The following is a 15,417-nucleotide window of genomic DNA, read 5'->3' as shown; positions in this document are numbered from 1 at the left end:
CGGATGGAGTTACCGGGTGTAAGAAGATTATATAAAAGGTATGGCAGGTATCTGGATCACAGGAGGGTCAGAGCCGGTCTGCGTAAGGTTCATGTAGTATCAGAAGAACGTCTGGGACAGATATGTGAAGATTATTATACCGGGCTGATATCCAGAACTCTTATGATATTGATCTTAATGGTGGTTCTGATGATTGCCGCAGGGGTTAAAGAATTCAGTCAGGAACGAAAGGTGGTGCTGGATCGCGACTCATATGGAGGAGATGAGAGCAGTATGGAATTGCAGACAGAGATCGATGGAGAACAGAAACATTTTCATGTTGCGGTGCTTCCAGTCATGTATGATGCCGACAGCATAGAGCAGGCATTTGATGCGGGATTTGAATATCTGGATTCAGTGTATCTGGGAGAAAATGGGAGCGCAGATCAGGTGAAGAAGGATCTGAACCTGATTGATGAGATCGAAGACCTCGGACTTGATGTTTCGTGGGAGATAGACCGTGATGACTGTGTGGATTTTAAGGGTGCGATTCTGGATGGTGATTATCCGGAGCCGGTTCTGGTCAATCTGACGGCGACGTTATCGTATGAGGATTTTCAGGCGGTAAGGCAGTATCCGATTCGTATAACCGGGAAAGAAAAGACGAAGACGGAACAGGTTATAGATCAGCTGAAAGAGCAGATCCGATTTATGCAGCTTCAGTCAAATGACAGCCGGCAGTTAGAGCTTCCGGCTGAGTTGGACGGATATGCTATTACGACAAAAAAGAGTATTCCTTTGCCATTTATAGTGTTCTTATTATGTGTAAGCATTGGTGTTCTTCTGGTTTGCAAAGGATATTCTGATCTGCATAAGGCAGGACAGAAGCGGAATCAGGAACTGATGCAGGCATATCCATCATTTGTCGATCTGTTGTCATTGTATATGGGAGCGGGTCTGACAGTAAAAGGAGCACTTCTAAAGATCGTTACTATGACGGATAGTCGTATCCTTTCGGAGGAGATCAATTATACATTAAATGAGATCCGATCAGGCATACCGGAGACAGAAGGGTATTACAGATTGGGAAATCGACTGGAGCTTCCGGTCTATTTGAAGATGATGACGCTGCTTTCTCAGAATATCAGAAAAGGTACAAGAGATATCCTGAATATGCTTGCAGAGGAAGAGCTGTCAGCACTTCAGTTGAAACGGGAACTTGCAAAGAAGAAAGGAGAGGAGGCAGGAACCCGACTGTTGTTTCCTATGATATTACAGCTGGGCGTTGTAATGATTATCGTGATAGCGCCTGCACTGATGGGATTTTAAAGAATACCATAATTGGATCAATATTGTCGGGACTTTAAATAATGTCGGGGCAGAAAGTTCAAAACGAAAAAATAAGTTAAGTAATGAAATAAAAGAGAAGGAGGAAGGGTGCCGGATAAACCGGAACCTAAGAGAGCTATGAAGAATGTAAAACGTTTTTTAACAGATGAAAGTGGAATGGGTGTTGTAGAGATTTTGCTGATCACAGTTGGAATATTTACCCCCTAATTCACGCTATATATTATGTAGATACAGTGGAAATAGTGGAAATAGAGAAACAGTATAAACAGGAGTGTGTATGAAGTACAGTGATGATTGCAAGGTGTATAGAATCAGATATTATAATGTATGGTTCTATTTATTTGCGAAAACAGAGATGGATGAGTATAAGATTAATATATTAGGCGAGCGTATAGGTATGGGAGATTCGATGATGATGAAGGATATTCATTGCTGGTGCACCAGACAAAATATAAGGTATAGAACAAAGTTCAAGTATCGAAAAGATTATCCAATATTAGCCAACATCTGGAATCTGTACTCGTATTGTCGCTTTAGGTGTGATCTTAAAAGGTAAGTCTGGACAACCTTGTGGATAAATCATAAGGAGAAAAAGATTTAAGGGGATAACTGGTATTTATATATTTAGAAGCAGATGAGCCAATCATGTTTTATTTACTAGAACATGGTTGGCTTTTTGGCGTTAAAAAGTTCAAAGAAAAGGGGAGTGTGGTAATTGAAGAAAATGGATGAAAAAAAGCTAAAAGAAGATTCGGGCTTTCCTTATGGATGGAATAAGGGAGATACCTGTGTGATGATCACAAACAAAACAAAAAAAAGTACCTGCGAATATACGGTAGAGAGTTATGACGGGAGGTATTTTGGAGTACGAAGTCATACTGGACTTTATCATCGAGTTTCACCGTGGAGAATGTTTCGTACAAGGGAGGAGGCGGTTGAAACATTATTAGAATCAAAAGAACAAGGATATGGAGGAATGACATTAGGGTAGAAGAAATTGAGATATTGAGGAGGTAGGAGACAATGATTCGATTTATGAGTGATACACGTTATGCTGGGCTGGAAAAGGAAATGCAGCATATACCAGGATTTCGTCCAAGAAGGAGCGGAATGGTTATCAGTCACCTTTCTGGTTGTCTGGAAAATCAGAGAAGCCCGTGTGAACGCCGTGTTACCGATTGTGTCCCGTTTTATGAGCTTCTGGAGGTGTTGGCAGAGGAAGTGGCTGTCAGCACCTTTGTAAGCCGCGTGTGCCGTCTGACAGGGAGAAGAAATCCGTGCTTTTTTCAAAGTGGTCATAGAGAACGGTTTTTGGCTATGGGAGAGAAGTGTAACAGAGCCATTGAAGAAGCAGCGACCTGTTCTGCGGTCTATCTTCTTTCCGCAGATCGATTTTTGTGTAGCAGAGCTTTAGCGGCAATTGACCAGGAGGGGATTCATTTTTCCAAAATTCATATCCACGGTGTTGATTTGGATGGCTACGTTTTGTTTCATATGGCAAGGGATCTGTATCAGGGAAGCAGTCATATTCGTTTATCAGAACTTACAGATCCAGAGTTGGTGAGCGACCGAGTATTTGAATGGATTATGACGGCCTGTGTGATTCGCAGGCATGGAAGCAGAGTTTTACGAGAGGAGGAAAGAAGTATTGACAGGAGTAAAATCGGACAGCATCAGTGAAAAAACAACGGAGCGTTCTGTACTTCGGTTTTTCAGTCCTTTGATAGCTACCATGTATACAAAAGATGACTGGGGAAATTTGGAGGAATACGGAGAGGAGGTATTTCCAGCTGAGTTGTGCAGCTATGAGACGGAGATCCTGAAACGGATTGCAGAGGAAAATCTTGAGGAAGAAGGAGATAGGGGGCTGGCGGTCTATCTGGATGATCCAAAGTTAGAAGAAAAAATTTACAGTATGAAGCCTACCGTGGAAGTCTGGCGGGGGGAACTATGGGGAGTTCTGGAAGTAGAAAGTCATAACCAGCTTTCTGAAAGGGAGATTGAAGCAGTAAAGGAGTACTGGGAAGGTCAGGAAAGTGATGGGTGGGGAGAAGGATTTGAACAGCGGGGAATCAAAATTCCAGAGGGAGAACTGTATGTCAGCTTTTGGAACAGTGGAGATGAATTCTTTCTGACCACAGAAGAAGGTTTGAAAGGAGAAGAGCAGGAACCAGCCGTTCAGAAAGGAGGGATTGTTTTTGGAGCATTATGATGGAGAATTTTATACCCTTCGATTGTTCAGCCCCATAGAAGGAGAGATATATTCTCTGAATAGTACAGAGGAAGGTATTCATCTGACCGCTTATGAGATGGAAAACTATTCGTCTTTTATACGCGACCATATGGAAGGTGTAGGATTGTTGGGAAAAAGAAATCAGAAATTGATGACATACTTTAATAATGCAAAGAGGCTGCATAAGCCGGTTAGCCTATCACTGGATCTGGAAGCTTATGAGGGAAGATTATGGAGTGTACTGCAGGCAGACTCACAGGATAAACTGACACATGAGGAGGTTCAGAGTTTAGCAGAAACATGGGGAATGATTGCTGCTGGAGGCTTTATCAGAGAAATGCAAGAGACAAGGATCCTGGTACCAGATGGAGAACTTATGGTTTTTCTTGGAAATGAGGGACTGGATTACTTTGTATGTCCGGAAGAGGTTTTGAAAGGGACGGCACATACATTAAAACCAGCCCTGGATGTTGCCATTTATTCAGAAGCATATTTCCCAGAGCGGAGTTATCAAGGGGCGAAGCTGAGGCTTCCAGCAGAACCCGCTTTTTTGAAGGATGCAAAGATGAGAGCCTTTATTCATGAAAATGAGCCTTACCGGATTGAACTTCTGGGGAACTGGCCATCTTTTCTTAAGAATATATTGGAAAAGGCAGCGTCTGTTACCTTAGAAGAAGTCAATGTATTAGCTTGTCTGGTTACTCATATGGACTCCAGTCAGATAGAAACTTATGAAGCCGCCATTCAGATGCGTCAGGAAGAAAATATAGATGTTCTAGTTGGGATAAAAGAGTTACTCAATCTTTGTTATAACCTGGAGTGCTTTAAATTCCTCCGAGGCATTATAGATGACAGGAAACTGGGAGAATTCTACCTAGAGGAAGACAGATTAGAGTGGATCCATATGCTTGAAGTGGATATAAGAGAATTATTGGATCCGCAAAGAGTGGGGATGGATCAGCGTAAGGAGGAAATGGGCATATTTACCTCAAAAGGTTATGTATTTGAGAATGCTCTTTCGTATCAAGATATTTATGATGGAATTCACCTTCCCGATATTGACGGAGTGGCCGGAGGGATTTTTTCTCTTCGCCTGGTCGGATCTCAATATCCAGAAGAACAGGGAACCTGGTTGGAACTTCCAACTACAGATTTGGGGTTTCAGTGGGCGCTGAACAGATTAAACGAGAGAACTTTTGATGACTGTATCATTACGGAGAGCATCAGCACAGTGCATGGATTATCCGTTAAGCAGACAGATGACATTGAGACATTGAATGAACTGGCAAGACAGCTTCAGGAATTTCCTGATGATAGAACGCTTTGCAAATTCAAGGCAGCTTTGGAACTAGAGCAATGCGATAGCTTGGAACAGGCTCTTCGGATTGCGGAAAACCTGGATTGTTATTCCTATGATCCACAGATGTATTCCATGGCTTCGTATGCAAGGTATCTGTTTCGGGAATTGGAGTTCAATATTGATGATCCAGCATTTGCTACATTTGATTTTCAAGGATATGGGGAACGTCAGCTTGGGCTGTTGGAAAGTGTGCAGACAACCTACGGAATGATTACCCGTAATGAAGATTTTCCAATACAGACACAGCAGAACACAGAACAGGGAATGAAAATGCAGTAAGGGAAGCGTTGAACGTGCTTGATGATCAAATGGAGGAAACTAATAAGAATGAGGTGTGAAGGAGAATAGAAAATGACATATGAAGAATTTTTGAAATTAACAAAAAAGAATTTAAAACGATTTTTTCCGGAATCTTTTCAGGAAAGAAAAGTGGAAATCATGGAGGTGTTAAAAAATAACAACATCAAATTGCAGGGAGTATACCTTCCAGGCACTAAAAGCTATACATCCGTTCCGCTTTTATATCTGGAATCCTATTATCAGGAACTTGAGGATGGAAAGAAACTGGAGGATGTGTGGCAGAAAATTGCTCAGGATTATCAGAAGTGCCAGGAAGCAGAGATAAGCATAGATGGCATTTCAAGCAGGGAATGGGATTATGAAACGATAAAGAAGAGTCTGACCGTCTATGTCCGCAACGCACAGGAAAATATAGATTTTCTGGCAAGCTGTCCTCATGAAATACGAGAGGATCTGGCACTGGTTTATGGATTTCATGTGTTGGTGGATGGAGAAAAGGCCGGAAGTGCCATTATTAATTATGACAGGCTGAGGTGGTTGGGAGTCAGTGAGGAGCAGTTAAAGCAGGATGCCTGGGAAAACATGAAGCAGAGCAATCCTCCTTGTTTTTTGGATTTACAGGATATGCTGGCAAAAATGTATTCTGATGAACTGGGAGATGTAAAAGCAGGTAGTTTGGAATATTTAGAGGATGTGGATCCCAATGCAATGATGTATGTTCTGACGAATTCAAATTAGGTCAATGGGGCGGTTTATATGTGTGACGAAGAAGTGATGTCTCTTATTGCAGAAAAGCTGGGATCAGATTTGATCGTGATTCCGTCATCGATTCATGAAACGATTATTCTAAAAGAAACAGAGAATGTAAGCGTAACTGAACTGAATGCGATGGTTGAAGCTGTAAATGAGGAAGCCGTGACCCCACAGGAGAAGTTGGGGAATTCAGTTTATCGATTTGATAGGGAAGCCCAAAGACTGGAAAAGGCAGTAGAACAGGCAGAGAAGCTGGACTTTGAACCTGGGATGTCACCGGTATTTTCGTAGGACTCAGTTATATGTTTCATGAGTATTGTGGATGTTAGGAGGGATGCAGAATCAACAGTTTTATTTCATGGGTTGGCGGAAAGAAAGCACTCCGCAGCCTGATTTACACGATGTTTCCTGCAAGTTATGACCGGTACATTGAGGTGTTTGGCGGAGGTGGTTGGGTACTATTTGGAAAACCACCAGATGACCGGTGTATGGAGATTTATAATGATTATAACTCTAACTTGGCAAATCTGTTTTATTGCGTCAAGAACCGCACGGGGGCATTCCTTAAGGAACTCGGATTTCTTCCGTTAAACAGCAGGGATGAATTTACAGTAATCCGTAATTTTATTGAAAAGCAGGAACCGGATACCCGATTTTTAATTGAGGAGCTGGAGCTGGCAGAGAAGCATCTGATGCCGCCGGATTATGAGGAAGTGAAAAAAATCCTGCTGGAAAATGCAGAGGTAACCGATGTAAAACGGGCGGCTGCATTTTTTAAACTAATTCGGTACAGCTATGGAAGTGGCTGCACGTCCTTTGGCTGCCGTCCGTTTGATGTGAGAAACTGCTTTGACACCATTTGGCAGGCATCCCGCAGGCTGGCAGATACCGTAATAGAAAATAAAGACTTTGAGGCACTGATTCGGCAGTATGACCGGGATAGTGCCTTTTTTTATTGCGATCCGCCCTATTATGAGACGGAAGGTCATTATGCAGTGGTATTCCGAAAAGAGGATCACAAACGGCTCCGAGACACTCTGACAGGGAGCAGGGGGAAGTGGATGGTCAGTTACAATGACTGCGATTTCATCCGGGAACTGTATGCAGGATATTTTATTACAGCTGTTACCCGCATCAATAACCTGGCTCAGAGGTATGAGGGCGGTTGTGAGTTTCCAGAGGTCATTATTACCAATTATGATCCTGGTGAGAGGGAGCGGTCAAAACCAAGACAGCTGGATCTATTTGGAATGTGGGGAGATGGAGAAACGGATCATTATGAGATCCGGGAAGAAATCTGTCCGGAAAGAGAGGTGCTATGAGAACAGAAAACAAGAGAAAAACAATGGTGCAAAAAAAGGAAAACGGTGTCCTTTCTGTGCCTAGTGAACTGTTACTGACGGCTGGGATTCCGCTTGATTGTGATTTGATGATAGAAACAGTCCCCGGAGTGATTCTGATTGGTATTGAGGCTCCGGTACAGACGGTTTGCAAACCTTATCTGAAGGTGTTCGATGAACTGGGGATTGAACCCAATGAAGTGGAGGCATTGATGGGAAAGGAGAAAAGGACCAGATGAGTAAACCGATGTATCGTTTAGTGGATGGAAAGGGACGTGTCCTGATTCCAAAATCTATGAGGGAAGCGGCAAAGCTGGAGTATGGGGATATTGTTTGTCTGGGAATGGCGGGTGGAAAAATTACAGTTCGGAAGGTAGAGGTTATCGAGGTGGGAGATCAGTCTCCGGAGGCAGTGGAGGCATATGTCCGTACTGCATTTCAGTTTATGCCGGACAGCCTCCGACTGGATCTAATCGGAGAACTGAGCAGACTGCTGCAGAAAAAGGAGGGGTAAGATCATGCAGGAATTCACAGAAAAGGATTGTATGCAGACAGAAAAGGAGGCATCTATCCAGAACCGGGTGGTGGTTCTTCCCTCAAAGGTATTACCAGAGCATTACACAGGGCAGCTTTTTTTCTGTACGAATATCCAGAAAACAGAAAATCCCAGACACTCCATTGCCCATCTGGTTTCCCTATCTACTGGGGAGGCATGGCACTGCTGGAACAGGGATGTGGTTGGTGTGCTGCGGCCAGAACTGTTGGGGGAAAAGGAACGACTCCAGCTCTCCCAGATCCGTCCATTTGGGGCGCTGGATTTACATGGACATTCCCCTGAATATTCTGGATACAGTTTTCTGCCGGATGGACGCTATGCGTCAGGGGTATGGCTGGTAAATCCAGAGGAAGTATGGAGCTATGTAATGATGCAGAAGGACTACCAGTATCGGATTTTGATCTGCGACAGGGATGATTTTGCCGTACTGGAAATGTTAGAGGGAAGGATGATCTTTCCCGATGTGCAGAGTCTGGAACAGTTTCAACAGGTACATAAGGACGGGGGGATGGAGATGATTTAGAAATGAGGGAAGGGAAATGAAGCAGATTCAGATTGAAAATGGAGTGATCCGGTATTATGGGAACCGGGTAGGTCGTGTGACGGAAGGATGTGCAGTAGTGGATCCCATGTTTCAGAATGAAGCATTAGAAAGCTTCCTGCGTAAGCAGAGGAATATCCAAAAAATTCAGTGGCAGGACGGGATCTACGACCGGTTGGCAAATAGCCAGCAAGATATGGAATCGGCAAAGGGGCTAAAAGATGTACGCATCTGGCAACTGAGAGGAGATGTGGATGTGCATATGAAGTTCCTTGCACTTTTCCAGATGGAGCAGCAATATGGCTCCCCCAAGCCGGATTTTTATATCAAAGTCTATGAAGGGGCATCTGACACCAATGACCTGGAAGAACTCTATGATAAATTCCGGTATCATCCGCCGTCCGGTTATACAGGTCATGGGCTATCCATTAGTGATGTGCTGGAACTCTATGATGAAACAGGGAGTTCCTTTTTTTATGTGGATCGTTATGACTTTAAGAGAATTGATTTTACAGAGTCGCAACTGGCGGAGGAATTCATACACACCATGCAGTTTTAGCATGCAGTTTTGTCTGTCTGCTTGACTGAAATAGATCCAGAAAGGAACGGTTTATGAGCAGAAAAAAACAAAGGAGGAAGAATCAGTATGCCAGATTTAGACGTTCGGATTACATCTATGTATCCACCAGGAGTACAGGGCGGGATCAGAGCCTATGCATCCGCCACAATCGCCGGATGTTTTGCCGTCCGGGGAATCAAAATCGTCGAGGGAGGTAAGGATGGGCTCTTTATGTCTATGCCCAGCCGGAAAACACAGGATGGATACAAGGATATCTGTTTTCCTGTGACGGAGGAATTCCGCAACGAGCTGAAACAGGCGGTATTGGGAGCTTATGGAGAGGCACTGTCCATGGCACAGGCATCTACCTTACAGACAGCACCCCCTCAAAATCCAGGGCAGAACATGGTCTGATTTAAGGGGTACAGAGAACAAAAACAGAAAATCAATGGAGGAGATCAAATGAAGAATATTAAAAGACAGCTGGTAAATTATCGAAATGCAATGGTTATGCATATGTGGAATGTAAAAAACAAGCTTCAGGATACATCCGGTGAGGGATATGTGGACACAGCCATTAAGATCCTGATCGCAGTTGTGCTGGGAGCACTGCTTCTGGCAGGTCTTTATGCACTGTTTAATGATACCGTACTTCCTACACTGGTACGCAGGGTGCAGGAAATGTTTGACTATAGCGGTTGATATGGAGATCAGGATATCGCTGCTTCAGGCGGTACAGGCAGTGCTTTTTTTCTCGCTGCTTATTGCGGTTTCTGCCTGGGATCTTCGGTACCGGATTATTCCGGACCGATTCCAGGCAGGGATTGCCCTGCTTTCCTTTCTGAACTTTGCCCCCGGACAGCTGCTTGGAGCTTTAGGGGCAGTGCCATACCTCATAGTTGCATTATTTTGCAAGAGGGAAGGTGGAATGGGCGGCGGTGATATCAAGCTGGCAGGAGCAACCGGCTTGGTACTGGGACTTCCGGCAAGCCTGACTGCTTCCTGTTTAGGACTGACAGGATTTGTGATGTATGGTTGTATGGTCTGCCTGTGGAATCGGTTCAAGGGAAAACGAGATAAAGAAGCATTTCCTGTGGGACCGTTTCTGGCAGGAGGAGCGGCAGCTGTTTATTGTATGAGATTAGGAGGATGGATGATATGAAGAAGAAATTATGGATCATGGTTTGTGTTGCAGTGCCGCTTACAATGGTTGCGGCCATCGTATACCACAACAGAAAATAGGAAGACAGCAGTCAGTGGAACACTGGTTAAAAAGGAATCAAAATAAGGAAAAGAGTTGGAGGAGATGAAATGCGATTTTTGAAAAACAGGACTGTACTTGGTGTGCTTTGCATCGTGCTGTCTTTGATCATCTGCTTTGCAGTTACACCATTGTTTAATAAGGCTATGAGTGAAAAGACGGAAATTGTCCGTGTAGTAAAACCAATTTCAGTGGGAGAAGAAATTACTTCTGACATGGTAAAGACCATAGAGGTTGGCAGTTATAACCTGCCGGATGATGTAGTAAAGCATTCGGATACTGTAGTTGGGGCATTTGCATCTGCAGATTTGGCGCCAGGAGATTACATCCTGACATCCAAGATTGCAGAAGAGCCGGCGGCAGAAAATGCCTATCTCTATCATCTGACAGGAGAAAAGCAGGCAATCTCTGTTACGGTTAAGGCATTTGCCAATGGATTGTCCGGAAAGCTAAAGAGCGGCGATATTGTGTCAGTCATAGCTCCAGATTATAGAAAGCAGGGAAAAACAGTAATTCCTGCGGAACTTCAGTATGTGGAGGTCATTGCTGTGACTGCAAACAGTGGATATGACGCAAATACGGGAGAAGAACTGGAAGATGGAGCGGATCGTGAGCTGCCTGGAACCGTTACCTTGCTGGTAACACCAGAGCAGTCAATGGTTTTGGCAGAACTGGAGGCAGATGGAAAACTGCATTTATCTCTGGTGTATCGCGGGGATGAAAAGAGTGCAGGGCAGTTTTTGGAAGCGCAAAACCAGATGTTAACGGAACTGTATCCTCCAGAAGATATGGAAGGAGAAGCGGAAGAAAACGAGGCACTGGATCATTCTGATAAGGAGCCAGAGGAAACCAAAGCAGAGGAGCAGGAGGAAACCAGACAGGGCGAAACAGAGGAAAGCGGGGTGGAGTAAGCCTTGAATTTTCTAAAAAACAGTATTTTCAGCAGGGGAGCCGGGGACAGCTCTCCTGACTGGGAACCGGAAAATGAGAATCAAATGCTGGCAGTCTGGGGAAGTCCTGGATCTGGTAAAACCACGACAGCAGTGAAGCTGGCGGCGCGTCTTGCCATGCAGAAGAAGGATGTAGCTCTCCTTCTGTGTGATATGAATACACCGATGCTTCCCTGTATCTGTCCTCCTGGAGACCTGGAAGAGGAGCATTCTCTGGGGAGTGTTCTGGCAGCAACCCATGTGTCGGAATCGTTGGTACGCCATAACTGTATTACTCATAAAAAAATACGCCATCTAACAATCCTTGGAATGAGGAAGGGGGAAAATGAATACACATACCCACCTTACGAGCGGCCACAGGCAGAGGAATTACTGCAGTGTTTGAGAAAGATCGCTCCCTATATCATCGTTGATTGTGGAAGCTGTATTGCCAATGACATTCTTTCGGCCATTGCCTTGATGGAGGCAGATGCAGTGCTGCGGCTGGTAAACTGTGATCTGAAATCCATCAGTTATCTTTCCAGCCAGCTTCCGCTTCTTAAGGACAGTCAGTGGGATGCAGAAAAGCAGTATAAAGTGGCGAGCAATGTATATCCCAATGAGGCCAGCGAACACATTGAACGGGTGCTCGGCAATGTGGCATTCCAGATCCCTCATTCCGAGGAAGTAAAGGCACAGGTTCTGGAAGGGAACCTTCTGAAAGAACTGGTACTAAAGGACAGTAAAGGGTTTAGAAAAACCATGGAAGCAATCACAAAGGAGGTGTTCGGATGTTAGGGGAAAGACGCAGCAAAGCCGCGTTTTCTGCGGGTTTTCCCGAAGCTGTTCGGGAAGAAACACGACAGGATTCTGGACATCTTCCGGAGGAGATCATGGAAACGGAGGCTTCTTTGGATGGCTTGGATGGAGGGGAGGAGACAGAAGAAAACCTCCAAAATGATAGCCTGTCGGAACAGACTTGTGAAGGACAGATGCATGGAAAGGAGGATATCTGGTCAGAAGAGGAGGACATAGAGGATCCTCTGCGCACTCAAAAAACGGGAGGTCGTTCTCTCCGTACCCATGACCTGTTTTTTGCATCGGAGGATGAAGGGCGTGACTTTCAGTCCGTGCTGCAGGAGATACAGGCGTATCTTTCCAAAGAATATAGTAATCTGGTAACCGGAGATGGAAACGAAGAAATAAAAGCACAGATCCGCCGATTTGCCGGGAAGTATATTCAGGATAACCGTATACAAGTACCGGGAAAAACCACGGATGAGCTGATTGATGCGATTTATTCAGAAATGGCAGAGTTCGGTTTTCTCACAAAGTACATCTACGGGGAAGGAATCGAGGAGATCGATGTAAATGCCTGGGATGATGTGGAGGTCCAGTATTCTGGTGGAGTGACAGAAAAATTGAAAGAGCATTTTGAAAGCCCCGAACATGCCATCAATGTCATTCGGCGTATGTTGCATGTGTCTGGAATGGTGCTGGATGATGCGAGTCCAAGCGTTCTGGGACATTTAAGTAAAAATATCCGTATTGCTGTACTGAAGACACCTCTTGTTGATGAGGATGTCGGGGTGGCAGCTTCGATCCGAATTGTGAATCCCCAGAGCATGAAGAAACAGGACTTTATAAAGGGAGGAACGGCAACCAGTCAGATGCTGGATTTTTTATCGGAGTGCATCCGGTATGGAATCTCTGTGTGTGTGGCGGGAGCCACAAGCTCCGGAAAAACCACACTGTTAGGCTGGCTTCTGACCACAATTCCGGACGGTAAGCGTATTTACAGTATTGAGAATGGTTCAAGGGAGCTGGCGTTGGTACGCAGAAAGGATGGGAGGGTAGTCAATTCCGTGATTCATACCTTGACCCGTGACAGCGAGAATGAGAGGCAGAGAGTAGATCAGATTGCACTTCTTGATATGGCGCTACGCTTTAATCCGGATATTATTGTGGTAGGAGAAATGCGTGGACCAGAAGCGAATGCGGCACAGGAGGCAGCCAGAACCGGTGTTGCGGTTGTGACAACCATCCATTCCATGAGCTGTGAGGCAACCTACCGCCGCATGGTTTCCCTGTGTAAACGTGCTGTGGATATGAGCGATGAGACTTTGATGGGATTTGTAACGGAAGCCTATCCGATCATCGCATTTTGCAAACAGCTGGAAAACAAGGAACGCCGTTTAATGGAAATCATGGAGTGTGAGATTCTGGCAGATGGAACCAGACGATACCGTCCGCTGTTTCAATATCAGATTACGGAAAACAGAGTGGAGGATGGAAAGTTTGTAATTGTGGGGCATCATAGACAAATCAACCCAATTTCGGACAGTCTGGCAAGACGGCTGATGGAGAATGGAATGCCGCAGGAAACGCTGGCAGGACTTTTGAATGTAAAAAAGGATAGAGAGGGGGAGAACGGATGACGGCGATTCAGCTATTGGCGTGTGCAGGAATGATCGTGGGTGTATTTTTACTGCTGGAAATGAAGCCAGTGGAGTTTACGGACAGCCTGTTTGGATTTTTATTGAATCCCAAACGAAGTCTGCGGGAAGACATCAGGGAATCATCAGGAAGAAAAAAATCAGGGATTTTGCGCAGGGAACTGAAGGAAGCACAGAACATTCTTCAAATGACGGGCAGGGGGAACCGGTTTTCCTTCATCTGCGCAGTTGCTCTGGCACTGTTTTGCGCTGGGGGATCCATTGCCATTTTGTTAGGGAATTTTTTCCTGGCTCCGGTGATGGCAGTGGGTTTTTTATTTCTGCCATTCTGGTATGTGAAACTGACTGCCAATCATTATAAAAGGGATGTGTCTGCAGAACTGGAAACGGCGCTTTCGGTCATTACCACAGCATATCTGAGGACAGAAGATATTGTGACGGCGGTGGAGGAGAATACAGCATATTTAAATCCTCCAGTGTCCAGAGTATTTCAGGATTTTCTCATCCAGATTAAAATGGTAAATCCGGATGTTCAGGCCGCCCTTCGGATTTTGCGGGGAAGGATTGATAATGAGGTGTTTCGGGAGTGGTGCGATGCGGTCAGTGACTGCCAGCATGACCGGAGCTTAAAGACTACACTGCCGCCCATCGTATCAAAGCTGTCGGATATGCGGAACGTGAACGCAGAACTGGAATACATGATCGCAGAACCAAGAAAAGAGTTTATGATCATGGTTGTGTTTGTAGTAGGCAATATTCCTCTTATGTATCTGCTGAATCAGGATTGGTATGATGTACTGATGCATACGGTACTGGGACAGTGTATTCTGGCTGCTACTGCAGCGGCTATTTTTATATCCGCTGGCTTTGTAGTGAAATTGACCCGTCCCATTGAATACAGGAGGTAGCTATGGAAGGCTTGTTGTTTTTATTCGGGCTGTTTTTAGCTCTGGGACTTTTCTTTTTAACTGCGTCTGTTCTAAAGTTACCTACCATGGGTGCGGCGAAGGCCATGCTGGGTACGGTAAAACAGGAGCGGAAAGCGGCAAAGACATTGGAAACTTATTTTATGATCCTAGCAGTGCGACTGTCTGGTTTCATCCGGATGGATGCATATAAGAGAAGCAGGATGCAGAATGTGTTAAAAGCCAGTGGAATGAATATGACCCCGGAAGTGTATCAGGCGTATGCTCTGGTAAAATCAGGCGCAGTTCTTTTGGGAGCGATTCCCTGCATATTTCTTTTTCCACTTCTAGTTCCTGTCGTGGTTGTGCTGGCCTTACTTCTTTACTTTAAGGAAAATCAGAAAGCGGATGAAACCTTAAAGGCAAAGCGGGAAGAGATAGAGGGGGAGCTTCCGAGAATGGTGGCGACTATGGAACAGGAACTGAAAGCAAGCCGTAATGTGATCGGTATGTTGGAGCGGTTCAAGGGGAATGCGGGACCAGCGCTGACTGGAGAGTTAGATATTCTTCTGGCGGATATGCGTTCCTCCAATTATGAAGCGGCGCTGACACGATTCGAGGCAAGACTGAACTCGCCCATGCTGTCCGATGTGGTACGTGGATTGATTGGTGTCCTTCGAGGGGATGACAGCACAGTGTATTTTCAGATGCTGGCTCATGATTTTAAGCAGATCGAACTGCAGAGATTAAAAGCACAGGCACAGAAAATCCCTCCTAAGATCCGTGTTTTTTCCTTTGTCATGCTGGTATGTTTTCTGCTGACTTACCTGGCGATTATCTGCTATGTGGCATTGGAGAGCCTCGGAGGAATGTTTTAGACAGGAAGGAGGAGAGG

19 protein-coding genes and 1 pseudogene are annotated in these 15,417 nt (G+C 45.0%); all 20 read left to right on the top strand.

Features of this window, described 5'->3' with window-relative positions; genetic code table 11:
* The first annotated feature begins 3 nt into the window (after positions 1-3).
* Entirely contained in the window at positions 4-1,308 is a 1,305-nt protein-coding gene (locus LK416_10130) for a type II secretion system F family protein (GenBank protein UEA74012.1), read from the top strand.
* A 298-nt stretch (positions 1,309-1,606) separates the two neighbouring features.
* Entirely contained in the window at positions 1,607-1,885 is a 279-nt protein-coding gene (locus LK416_10125) for a hypothetical protein (GenBank protein ID UEA74011.1), read from the top strand.
* Between the two features lie 168 nt (positions 1,886-2,053).
* Positions 2,054-2,320 (top strand): hypothetical protein, encoded by a 267-nt coding sequence (locus tag LK416_10120; protein UEA75908.1) that lies wholly within the window; start codon positions 2,054-2,056, stop codon positions 2,318-2,320.
* 32 nt (positions 2,321-2,352) lie between these two features.
* Positions 2,353-3,009, top strand: coding sequence for a hypothetical protein (locus LK416_10115; GenBank protein UEA74010.1), 657 nt, complete (start codon positions 2,353-2,355; stop codon positions 3,007-3,009).
* Entirely contained in the window at positions 2,978-3,541 is a 564-nt protein-coding gene (locus LK416_10110) for a hypothetical protein (protein ID UEA74009.1), read from the top strand. The genes LK416_10115 and LK416_10110 overlap by 32 nt, the downstream gene beginning before the upstream one ends.
* Positions 3,528-5,201 carry an antirestriction protein ArdA gene (locus LK416_10105; protein UEA74008.1) on the top strand — a complete coding sequence of 558 codons (1,674 nt, stop codon included), beginning with the start codon at positions 3,528-3,530 and terminating at the stop codon, positions 5,199-5,201. The genes LK416_10110 and LK416_10105 overlap by 14 nt, the downstream gene beginning before the upstream one ends.
* 72 nt (positions 5,202-5,273) lie before the next feature.
* Positions 5,274-6,266, top strand: a pseudogene (locus LK416_10100) (DUF5688 family protein).
* 50 nt (positions 6,267-6,316) lie between these two features.
* The gene (locus LK416_10095; protein ID UEA75907.1) at positions 6,317-7,297 is read left to right on the top strand and encodes a DNA adenine methylase; all 981 of its coding nucleotides are present in this window, start codon (positions 6,317-6,319) and stop codon (positions 7,295-7,297) included.
* On the top strand, positions 7,294-7,554 hold the full coding sequence (locus LK416_10090; GenBank protein ID UEA74007.1) for a hypothetical protein: 261 nt from the start codon (positions 7,294-7,296) through the stop codon (positions 7,552-7,554). Before LK416_10095 ends, LK416_10090 begins: the two co-directional genes overlap by 4 nt.
* On the top strand, positions 7,551-7,829 hold the full coding sequence (locus LK416_10085; protein UEA74006.1) for an AbrB family transcriptional regulator: 279 nt from the start codon (positions 7,551-7,553) through the stop codon (positions 7,827-7,829). Before LK416_10090 ends, LK416_10085 begins: the two co-directional genes overlap by 4 nt.
* A gap of 4 nt (positions 7,830-7,833) precedes the next feature.
* Entirely contained in the window at positions 7,834-8,394 is a 561-nt protein-coding gene (locus tag LK416_10080) for a hypothetical protein (GenBank protein UEA74005.1), read from the top strand.
* A 16-nt stretch (positions 8,395-8,410) separates the two neighbouring features.
* A complete protein-coding gene (locus LK416_10075) occupies positions 8,411-8,971 on the top strand; it encodes a YodL domain-containing protein (protein UEA74004.1) in 561 nt (186 codons plus the stop codon).
* 87 nt (positions 8,972-9,058) lie between these two features.
* Positions 9,059-9,385 carry a SpoVG family protein gene (locus LK416_10070; protein UEA74003.1) on the top strand — a complete coding sequence of 109 codons (327 nt, stop codon included), beginning with the start codon at positions 9,059-9,061 and terminating at the stop codon, positions 9,383-9,385.
* A gap of 48 nt (positions 9,386-9,433) precedes the next feature.
* Positions 9,434-9,673, top strand: a complete 240-nt coding sequence (locus LK416_10065) for a DUF6133 family protein (protein UEA74002.1) — start codon at positions 9,434-9,436, stop codon at positions 9,671-9,673.
* Between the two features lies 1 nt (position 9,674).
* The gene (locus tag LK416_10060; protein ID UEA74001.1) at positions 9,675-10,133 is read left to right on the top strand and encodes an A24 family peptidase; all 459 of its coding nucleotides are present in this window, start codon (positions 9,675-9,677) and stop codon (positions 10,131-10,133) included.
* 149 nt (positions 10,134-10,282) lie between these two features.
* Positions 10,283-11,143 carry a Flp pilus assembly protein CpaB gene (gene cpaB / locus LK416_10055; GenBank protein UEA74000.1) on the top strand — a complete coding sequence of 287 codons (861 nt, stop codon included), beginning with the start codon at positions 10,283-10,285 and terminating at the stop codon, positions 11,141-11,143.
* A gap of 3 nt (positions 11,144-11,146) precedes the next feature.
* Positions 11,147-11,959, top strand: a complete 813-nt coding sequence (locus LK416_10050) for a ParA family protein (GenBank protein UEA73999.1) — start codon at positions 11,147-11,149, stop codon at positions 11,957-11,959.
* The gene (locus LK416_10045) at positions 11,953-13,599 is read left to right on the top strand and encodes a CpaF/VirB11 family protein (protein UEA73998.1); all 1,647 of its coding nucleotides are present in this window, start codon (positions 11,953-11,955) and stop codon (positions 13,597-13,599) included. The genes LK416_10050 and LK416_10045 overlap by 7 nt, the downstream gene beginning before the upstream one ends.
* The gene (locus LK416_10040; protein ID UEA73997.1) at positions 13,596-14,525 is read left to right on the top strand and encodes a hypothetical protein; all 930 of its coding nucleotides are present in this window, start codon (positions 13,596-13,598) and stop codon (positions 14,523-14,525) included. The genes LK416_10045 and LK416_10040 overlap by 4 nt, the downstream gene beginning before the upstream one ends.
* 2 nt (positions 14,526-14,527) lie before the next feature.
* Positions 14,528-15,400 carry a secretion protein F gene (locus tag LK416_10035; GenBank protein UEA73996.1) on the top strand — a complete coding sequence of 291 codons (873 nt, stop codon included), beginning with the start codon at positions 14,528-14,530 and terminating at the stop codon, positions 15,398-15,400.
* The last annotated feature ends 17 nt before the right edge of the window (positions 15,401-15,417 follow it).

The organism is Lachnospiraceae bacterium GAM79 (genome assembly GCA_020735665.1).
GTDB lineage: Bacteria > Bacillota > Clostridia > Lachnospirales > Lachnospiraceae > Coprococcus.
The sequence above is the reverse complement of the archived record's forward strand: the minus strand, read 5'-3'. Positions and strand labels throughout refer to the sequence as shown.